Source organism: Actinoplanes philippinensis, assembly GCF_900113015.1.
Taxonomy (GTDB): domain Bacteria; phylum Actinomycetota; class Actinomycetes; order Mycobacteriales; family Micromonosporaceae; genus Actinoplanes; species Actinoplanes philippinensis.
The window spans coordinates 1-8,905 of sequence record NZ_FONV01000045.1; the positions used below are offsets into that span (position 1 = coordinate 1).

The 8,905-nt window shown below is 71.2% G+C and carries 10 protein-coding genes; 1 reads left to right on the forward strand and 9 read right to left on the reverse strand.

The annotated features are described in order from the left end of the window. The 9 genes from BM290_RS46790 to BM290_RS46830 all read right to left on the reverse strand — a co-directional run. On the reverse strand, positions 1-648 hold a 648-nt coding region (locus BM290_RS46790), incomplete at its 3' end, for a glycoside hydrolase family protein (protein ID WP_483392419.1). A 1-nt stretch (position 649) separates the two neighbouring features. Continuing rightward, positions 650-1,633, reverse strand: a complete 984-nt coding sequence (locus BM290_RS46795; RefSeq protein ID WP_093622488.1) for an arabinan endo-1,5-alpha-L-arabinosidase — start codon at positions 1,631-1,633, stop codon at positions 650-652. Between the two features lie 66 nt (positions 1,634-1,699). Next, on the reverse strand, positions 1,700-2,812 hold the full coding sequence (locus BM290_RS46800) for an MFS transporter (RefSeq protein ID WP_093622489.1): 1,113 nt from the start codon (positions 2,810-2,812) through the stop codon (positions 1,700-1,702). 63 nt (positions 2,813-2,875) lie between these two features. Further along, on the reverse strand, positions 2,876-3,952 hold the full coding sequence (locus BM290_RS46805; protein WP_093622490.1) for a DUF2786 domain-containing protein: 1,077 nt from the start codon (positions 3,950-3,952) through the stop codon (positions 2,876-2,878). A 77-nt stretch (positions 3,953-4,029) separates the two neighbouring features. Further along, positions 4,030-5,652: a family 43 glycosylhydrolase gene (locus tag BM290_RS46810; RefSeq protein ID WP_177320201.1), complete on the reverse strand. Its 1,623-nt coding sequence runs from the start codon at positions 5,650-5,652 to the stop codon at positions 4,030-4,032. Between the two features lie 158 nt (positions 5,653-5,810). Further along, a complete protein-coding gene (locus BM290_RS46815) occupies positions 5,811-6,182 on the reverse strand; it encodes a hypothetical protein (protein WP_093622492.1) in 372 nt (123 codons plus the stop codon). Positions 6,183-6,212: 30 nt separating this feature from the next. Next, positions 6,213-6,701, reverse strand: coding sequence for a roadblock/LC7 domain-containing protein (locus BM290_RS46820; protein ID WP_093622493.1), 489 nt, complete (start codon positions 6,699-6,701; stop codon positions 6,213-6,215). A 41-nt stretch (positions 6,702-6,742) separates the two neighbouring features. Then, complete coding sequence (locus BM290_RS46825) at positions 6,743-7,861, reverse strand: DUF4388 domain-containing protein (RefSeq protein ID WP_239144073.1); 1,119 nt, start codon at positions 7,859-7,861, stop codon at positions 6,743-6,745. Next, positions 7,858-8,241, reverse strand: a complete 384-nt coding sequence (locus BM290_RS46830) for a roadblock/LC7 domain-containing protein (RefSeq protein ID WP_093622494.1) — start codon at positions 8,239-8,241, stop codon at positions 7,858-7,860. The genes BM290_RS46825 and BM290_RS46830 overlap by 4 nt, the downstream gene beginning before the upstream one ends. A gap of 197 nt (positions 8,242-8,438) precedes the next feature. Here BM290_RS46830 and BM290_RS46835 point away from each other — a divergent pair, with 197 nt between their 5' ends. After that, positions 8,439-8,816 (forward strand): VOC family protein, encoded by a 378-nt coding sequence (locus BM290_RS46835; RefSeq protein WP_093622495.1) that lies wholly within the window; start codon positions 8,439-8,441, stop codon positions 8,814-8,816. Positions 8,817-8,905: the final 89 nt, after the last annotated feature.

Genomic DNA, 8,905 nt, shown 5'->3' on the forward strand with positions numbered 1-8,905 from the left:
GACCTTCTCCCAGTCGTAGGTGGGGTACGAGATCCGCGTCCCGTAGGCGGACACCGTCCACGGGTTGCTCATCGGCGCGATGAACAGGCTCTGCAACTCGCCGACCCACGACGAGTAGAGGAAGTAGTTCTTCCCGCCGATCGTCGCCACACTGCCGTCGATCGCCCAGCCGTTGTTCGCCTGCACGTTGAGCCGGCCCTTGAACGTGTACGGCCCCAGCGGGTCGGTTCCGGCCGACTCGAGGACGAACGAGCGCTGCCCGTCGCAGCAGGTCGCGGTGCCCGCCGAGTAGTACAGGTACCAGCGGGTCCCGTTCGGCCCGGACAGCTTGTGCAGCGACGGCGCCCACACGTTGCAGCAGCTCGCGGCGGCGGTGCCGGTGTACACGACGGTCTCGGACGCGGCGGGCAGCCCGGCTGCCGACGTGGCCCGCTTGATCACCACCTGGTTGTTCCACGTGGTGGCGGCCAGGTAGTAGTAGCCGTTGTCGAAGCCCACCCACGGGTCGGCGCCGTACGGGGCGGACGCCACCGGATTGGTGAAGCCGACCGCCGCGTCGCTGCTCAGCGGGTTGAAGGCGACGGTCACGTAGGCCGCGGCGGTCATCAGGATCGTGACCAGCGCGGCTCTCAGGGGACGGATGCGCATCTCAGTACACCGTCGGCCAGCCGGAGGAGCTCCAGCTCAGCAGGTTGATGCCGAGCCGCGCGTCGCCGGCGGCGGTGTAGTAGTGGTAGACCAGCACGTCCTGGGTCCCGTCCCGGAAGACGGCGGGATGCCCGGGGCCGTACACGGCGTCGTGGGAGGCGAGGATCTCGGTGCCGCCGCCGGCGGTCATCAGCGTGCCGGCCCGGTCCTTGTACGGCCCGGTGATGCTCGTCGACCGGCCGACCATGGTCCGGTACGTGCTGGACGCGCCCTTGCAGCAGAAGTCGAACGCGACGAACAGGTAGTAGTAGCCGTTGCGGTAGTAGATGTGCGGCGCCTCGATCGACTTGCTGTTGACGAACCGTTCGGCGATGTGGTGGATCGCCGAGTCGGCGCGCTTGCCGGTCGACGGGCTCAGCTTCACCATCTTGATCCCGCTCCAGAACGAGCCGAAGCTGAGCCACCATTCGCCGTTCGGGGTGACCGTCAGGTTCGGGTCGATCGCGTTGAAGCCGCTGGTCGCCGTGCTCTCCACGACCTTGCCCTGGTTGGTCCAGGTGCCGGCTGCGCCGGTGGTGCTGGAGGCCAGGAAGATCGCCGACTTGCTGGAGCCGAACGTGGAGGCCGAGTAGTACATCAGGTACTTGCCGTCGCGGTAGGAGATGTCCGGCGCCCACAGGTTGGTGTCGCCGCCGGTGTAGGCGTCGGCCCAGGGCGTGCCGCCGGGGAAGGCCTTGCCCGCGTCGGTGAACTTCGTCCGGTCGGCCGACGTCTTCAGCCCGATGCCCGGCGCGGTGTAGGCGAGGAGGTAGCCGCCGGCCGGCTTCTTCACGATCGTCGGGTCGTGCGCGAACGTCGAGCCGGTGACCACCCCCGGATTCGGGTAGGTCGCGGCGTCGGCCCGCATCAGGCCGTACGCGCCGGCCGTCACGGCCAGCAGACCGGTCGCCCCGGCCAGCAGGAACTTGCGGAGACGGGATCGCATGGGGATGCGCCTTTCGGTGGGGGAAACGCAGGTATGTGTCTCCCGGGGCCGGAAAGGTTGCGCGTTTCAGCGCTGCAATGACAGCAATGCGGTGAGTGACAGCGGAACGGCCATCACGGCGCACAGCAGCGGCAGCGCCACCGGCAGGCCGAACGCGGCGTAGAGCAGCACCGCCGCCACCTCCGCGCCGAACCCGGCCACCGACAGCGCGGTCGCCCGGGCCGGTCCGGTGATCGCGTCCTGCAGGCGGGTCTCGGCGTGCACCATCGCGAACTGCAGCAGGCCGAACGCCGCCGACACCGGGATCAGGCCGGCCGGGTGCGGCGTCAGCGATCCGGCGGCCAGCAGGGCGGCGGCCAGGGTCAGAGCGCCGGCGAGCGGGCGCGGCGAATCCGGTGCGAGACGATCGGCGAGGCCCGACCCGGCGGCCATCGCGAGAGCGGTCAGAGCGAACCACAGGGGTACGTCCGGAGTCGGCGCCCCCATCTCGCGGGCCAGCAGGGGAAGGTACTCGTCGAGGGCGGAGAACCCCGGCACGACCATGGCGACCGCCAGCACCCGGAGCACGCGGGCGCCGCCGGTGACGGTCCGCAGGCCCGTGCGGAGAATCCCGAGGTACCCGCCGTCCTCCTGGGCATTCCGGGCTTCTCCGTCGTCCGTACCGCCGCGGGGTTTCTCGGGGAGGGCAAGCGCGAGCAGACCGCCCGCGGTGACCGTCGCGACGCTGATGACGCCGACCAGGAGGTAGCCGCCGGACCGGAGGGCCGGACCGGCCAGCAGGGTGGCGGCGAGGATGCCGAGCATGCCCGCCATCCGGGCGCGGCCCATGATCCGGGTGTACGCCGTGCCGTCGCCGAGATGGTCGTAGACCAGCGCCTCCAGCGATCCGGAGGCGAACGCGCCGCCGAGCCCCCACAGCACGAAGCCCGCGGCGAAGCCCGGGTACGACGGCTGGATCAGCCAGACGGCCCAGCCGGCCGCGGCGATGACCTCACCGAGCGCGTAGAGGCGTTTGCGGGACCACGTGTCGGCGAGCGCGCCGGCCGGGATCTCGCACACGAAGGAGACCACCGACCAGATCGCGAACAGCGACGAGGTCTCGGCGGTGGTGAGCCCGGCGTCCGCGAAGAGCAGCGCGTAGACCGGGTAGAGGAGCACGCTGTCCTGCAGCGCGTGCACCGCATACAGGTGTCAGCGTCAAACCGGATGCATGACCCCATCCTGCTCCGGTCCGGCCGGATGTCAACGCAATTCAGCCTCGTCGGCGGCGGCCCGCCCGGACTCCCAGCCCTCCAGGCTGTCCACCCGGCTGCCCCGGACGCGGACCGTGCGGGGGAACACGCGGTCCATCGCCTCGTGCACCTTGACCTCACGGTTGCGCAGCACCGGCAGCAGGTCGTCGTGGCCGGTCAGCTCACGCTCGACGGTCTGCCGCATCCGCTCGCCGATCCGGATGCCGTAGGAGACCAGGAACGACCGGCGGAACGCCTTCAACCGGGCCTTGCGGACGTTCTTCTCGTCGCGCACCATCGCCCGGTTCGCCTGCACCAGCAGCGAGGTGTAGAGCAGCTCGACCGCGTCGATGTCGGTGTCGAAGCCGAAGACCGTGCTGAACCCCAGATCCTGCGACCAGACCGTACGGCACGTGTTGGCCCGGGCGACCGCGTCGAGCAGGCCCGCCTTCTCGCTCTCGTAGGGGTGGTCGACGCCGATCCGCCGGGCGAACGGGACCACGTCCACGGCCGCGACGGTGACCTCCTCGATCCGGTACCGGGTGATCAGCTCCTGCGCCTTCGCACTGTACGTCTCCGCCTCGGCCGGGAACTCGGTCGACTCCGCTTTCGCCAGCAGGGCCCGCACCCGGTCGAGGATCCGCTGGTCGCCGTGGTGCGGCACGGTGGTGAGCGGGGTCCCCGGCGGCGGGATCAGGATCTCGATGCGCGGCATCCGCCGCAGCTCGGCAAGCAGATCGAGCGAGGCGTCGAGCACGGCGATCCGGTCCGGCTTACGGCCTTCGGGGGTACGCAACGCGTCCGCCTGGTCCCGCCAGCGCTCGTCGACCGGATCCCGGCCGCGCAGATAGTCACGGGCCGCGTCGGCGACCAGCCGCCCCTGGATCGGATTGCCCCGCCGGGCCACCGCCCGGTGCAGCTCGGCCGGCTGCCAGCCGTTGCCGAAGAGCCGCTCGAACTCCCCGCTCAGCGCCGCGGACAGGGCGGCGTCGGTCTCGGCGGCGGGTGCGCCGGTCAGGGCGTCCAGCGCGTCCTCGTAACCCAGAGCGCCGGAGCGCACCCCGTCAATGATCTCCCGGGCGCTCATGGAGGCCCATGGTAGTTGCCGGGGTCCTGGTTCCCGGCCAGGACCCCGGCTGCCGTGACCGCCGAGCGGCCGGACGGTCACGGGGTCAGCAGCAGGACCTCCCGGGTCCGGCCGTTCTCTCCGGTCAGCCGGTAGCCGCCGGTGGTCAGTGCCTCGATCCGCCAGAGCGTGCCGCCGAGCGTCCGGTGGGTCAGCGTGCCGGTGATCCGATACCAGCCGTCGGAGACGTGCGTGAACCGCCAGCGATCGCCGATCCGGGTGGTGTTCGCCACGTCGGTGAGCAGCACGTCGCCGACCGGCTGGATCCGGAAGTCCTGGCACGCGCCGGCCGGGAAGGTCTGCACCGCCGCGCCCGCCGCACCGCACCCGGCCGGCTGCAGGGCCCGGCCGGCCAGCGGGCTGACGATCCGCGACCAGCCCCCGGTGCTCGGCGTCAGCCGGAACCGCTGGCAGTCGTTGGCGAGCCAGCCCCACTGCGCCACCCGGGCGCCGTCGGCGTCGACACAGGCGGCCACCTCGGCCACCTTGTTGCTCTGCCGGTTGGTCAGGCTCACCAGGCCGTCGCCGCGGTCGATGAGCTGCCACTGCTGACAGGCGTTCGTCCGGTCGGCGGCGGCCAGGGTGACGTCGGCGCCCTCGTAACCGCAGGAGGCGTTGGCCAGGACGGCTCGGCTGTCGCGGTGGACCAGCTGTACGTAGGCGTCGCCGTGGCCGTACCCGCGGTTGCCGCTGAGCGGGTCGGACAGCCGCGGCCAGCCGTGCGCCCAGGAGATCCTCCGGATCGAGCCCTTCGGCGCGCCGCCGTCCGCCCGGTCGTAGTAGTGGTGGGCGAACAGGTCGCCGTAGACGTCCCCGTGGCCCGGCCCGGCGAAGTCGTTGTAGCCGGCCAGGATCTGCGTGCCACCGCCCTCGGTCAGGGCCTTGCCGGCGGCGTCCAGGTACGGCCCGGTGATGCTCCGGGAACGGCCCACCATCACCCGGTAGTCGCTGTTCACGCCCCGGCAGCAGAAGTCGAAGCTGACGAACAGGTAATACCAGCCGTCGTGGTACGTGATCGACGGGCCCTCGATCGCCATGCCGCCCCGCGAGGCGATCCGGTGCTCGGTGGTGTCCGTGGTGGAGAGCAGGCCGGTCGACGTGTCCAGCCGGCGCATCCGCAGGCCGTCCCAGAACGAGCCGTACGCCAGGTACGCGTTGCCGGCCCGGTCGAAGCTGACGTCCGGGTCGATCGCGTTCACGTCGTCGACCCCCTTGGTGGTGCGCAGGACGAGCCCCCGGTCCACCCACTGCGGGCGGTCCAGCGACTTCGTGGTGGCCAGGCCGATCACCGAGTCGTTGGTGCCGAACGACGAGGCCGCGTAGTACAGGTGGTACTCGCCGTCGAACCAGGTGATGTCCGGCGCCCAGAAATCGGCCGGCGTCACCCCGAGCTCCTCGGCCACCCAGGCCGGCGGGGTGTCGAAGACGGTGCCGGTGTAGGTCCAGTGCACGAGATCGATGGAACGGCGGATCGGCAGGTAGGTGCGGGTGCCGCTGTCGCCGGTGATGATCTCGTACCACCAGCGGCCCTGCTTGATCAGCGTCGGATCGTGGGCCACCGGGTCGGGGTTGCCGGTCACCGGCGGCGCGGCGGCCCGGGCCGGGACGGCGGGGACGGCGGTCAGCAGGACGGCGGCGAGCAGTGCGCCGAGAATTCTCACGAGGCCCTCACAGAGTCTTTGCAGCGCTGCAAGGACAGGATGCACGGGCCTCGATCCGACAGCAAGGGAAACAAGCCGGAAACCTTGTTCACCGAGGGCGTGGGCGGGGAGGGCGGTGCGACCCTCCCCGCCGGGGGGTGGCGATCACGCCTCGGACCTCAGACGTCGAGGTCGTTCTCGATGCGGCGCAGCTGGTGCCGGGACATCGCGAGGTTCGCCCGGTCACGCCGCAGCGCCACGTAGAGGAAGAGACCCTTCCCCGACCGGCTCGTCAGCGGCCGGATCATGTGGTACTGGGTGTCCAGAGTGATCAGGATGTCCTCGATCTTCTCGGACAGGTTGAGCATCTCCATCGCCCGCAGCTTCGCCCGGACCACGTCGGTGTTGCCGGCCGCGGCGACCGTCAGGTCGAGCTCCTTGCCGCCACCGAGGGTGCCCAGGGCCATGCCACTGGTGTGGTCCACGAGCGCGACGCCGATACAGCCGTCGATCTCCATGATTTCCTTGAGTGCGGTGTCCATGTCGGCCATGGGAATCGTTCCTCCGTTGTGGTGGGATGGTCAGCCGGTCGCCTGGCGGCGACGGGCCATGTTCGGCAGGGTTGCCATCGGGGTCCGCCGGGCGAGCGGGGTCGGGGGCCCGGGCTGCGCGGGGATCTCCGGGCGCAGCTGCGGCGCCGACTCCAGGGCGAGGATCCGGATCAGCCGGCGTACGCACCGTCGTGCTTCCAGGTGGACCATGGCGAGGTTCGCGTCACCGGACGTCACCACGGTGAGCAGCGCGTTCGGCCCCGCGGTGTACGACGTGATGTAGCCGCCGTCGCACTCCACCACGGACTCCCGCAGGTCACCGTGGCTCACCGCGTGCGCGAACCGCCGGGCCAGGGCCAGATGGGCCGCGGCCAGCGCGGCCAGGGTGTCCGGTTCGAGACCGTGCGAGTCGTGTGCCACGACCAGCCCGTCGGCGGTGGCGAGGACGCTGCCGGACAGTTCCGGCAACCTGCCGCGCAGGCGCCCGAGTTCCTCCAGTACCGCCGGATCCACCGTCATCTCCGCTTCCTCACTCCTTCGGCTGGTCGGGGGTGCGCGCGTCACCGCAGCGCCCTGAGTGCGGTACGGATGCGCTTGAGCAGGACCTCGTCGGCGCCCTGGTGCACCGGTGGGGCCTCGCCCGCCATCTCCTTCGGCAGCTTCGCGCCGGGTTTCCGGCGGGCCAGGCGCGGCGGGCGGACCGGGGCGTTGTTGTGCTCGCCGGGCGGCCTCTGCTCACCCGGGGGCCTGCTCGCCTCGGCGACGGGCCTGCTCACCTCGGGTCTGCTGGCCTCGGCGACGGGTCTGCTGGCCTCGGCGACGGGCCTGCTCACCTCGGGTCTGCTCGCCTCGGGCTTCCTCCCCTCGGGCGGCGGGTGCCGGGACGAGGGCTCCGGCCCGGTGATCACCGGAACCGAGGACCCGCGTGGCTGCGGGAGACGGATCAGCTCGCGGGTGTCCGCCGTCCGGATCTCCGGTGGCTCGATCAGCCCCGCGGCGGCCATCCGGCGCAGCTCCTGGATGATCGCGTAGCCCGCCCGCCCGAGCAGTTGTGCCAGGTCCGCGGGGGTACGCTGCCCGTCGGCCTGGACCAGCAGCTCCCACTGCCGCGCGGTGACGGTGACCCGCTCCCGCGGTGGCCTGGTCACCGGGATCACCGGCGCCACGTCGATCAGCGGGTTCGGGAAGATCTCGTCGAGCAGCCGGATCCGGCGGCCCACCTCCCGGTCCACCGCGGCCGCGTCGATGTGCACGACAGGCCCCAGCCAGTGCGTGACGCCGGGCCGGAACTCGACCGGTGCGGTCCGGTCGGCGAGCACGAAGTACGCCGCGTCGTAGGTGGCGCCGAGCACGCACAACTCCAGCTCCCCCTGGGTGAGATGGCCCTGCTCGACCAGCAGGCGACCCACCCGGGAGGTCGGGGCGCCCAGGTCGAGCGCGCTCTGCCAGGTCCGGCCGGCCAGCCGTCCCGACGAGGTGAGCAACTCGCCCACCCCCGGCGCCGACGACGACTCGGCGTAGATCACCCGGCCCTCGAAGACGTAGACCGCGCCCTTCGGATGGCCGCCGACCATCAGCGCTCCGGTCTGCCGCGCGCCGGCGACCTGCGTGAGCAGATCCCCGGGCGCTGCGGTCCTCGTGCCGGCCACCGGACGCTCCTTCCAGGTCAGTGTGCTCATCGCCGGGCGACCAACTCGTCGGCCAGGCGCTGCATCTTGCGGCGGGCCACGGCGAGGTTGCCGCGGACCCGGTCCAGCCACACGTAGAGCACCAGCCGGCTGTCGAACTCGGTATGGACCAGCCGCAGCAGGTGATAACCCCCGGCGGTGGTGATGATCAGGTCTTCGAGCAGGTCGTGCGGTACGGCCGAGACGAACAGCGAACGACTGCTCGCGGCCTGGACCACCTCGGCGGTGCCGGCCGCCGCCGCCTCGTGGTCCTCATTGGGCGCTGCACCGGTCGTGGCGACCGGGAAGCCCGTCGTGTAGTCGACGATGCTGGCCCCGACGGCGCCGGGGATCGTCATGGCCTCCTGTAGACAGTGGTCGACGCCGGGCACTTCACTCCTCAGCGCTGCGTTCCCGGTCGGACGCTTCCCGCCCGCCACCGTGGGCCATCCTCCGGTGACCCTGCGGCCACAAGTCGCACGTTCTGTGCGTCATCGCCCCGTCACCATGGGGCCGTTGCCGCGTTTTCCCCGGGCGGTCCCCGAGAGGTCACGTAACATGATCGCTATATGTCGATCAGGGAGGTTTCGTGCCCAGTCGGTGGGAACAGGTCGTGGTGGACGCGGAGGATCCGGCGCGGCTCGCCCGGTGGTGGGCCGAGGCGCTCGGCTACGTGATCGTGAACGAGGCCCCTGACGAGGTGGAGATCCGACGCACCCCGTCCGAGCTGCCGGGCCTGCTGTTCACCCCGGTCCCGGACGCCAAGCAGGTCAAGAACCGGCTGCACATCGACCTGCGCCCGGACGACCAGGAGGCCGAGGTGGAACGGCTGGTCGGGATGGGAGCGCGATCCGTCGACGTCGGCCAGGGCGACGTCCCGTGGGTGGTTCTCGCCGACCCGGAGGGCAACGAGTTCTGCGTCCTCGCGTCCCGTACGGCTAGACGAGTAAGTCCTAACTCACGCTAGGGATGACGGCGGCGGTGTACGGGCGACTACCGGGCGGTTGGCCCGTACATCTGTGTGGTTGGCCGGCGTAAAGGTGAAGGGTGTCGATG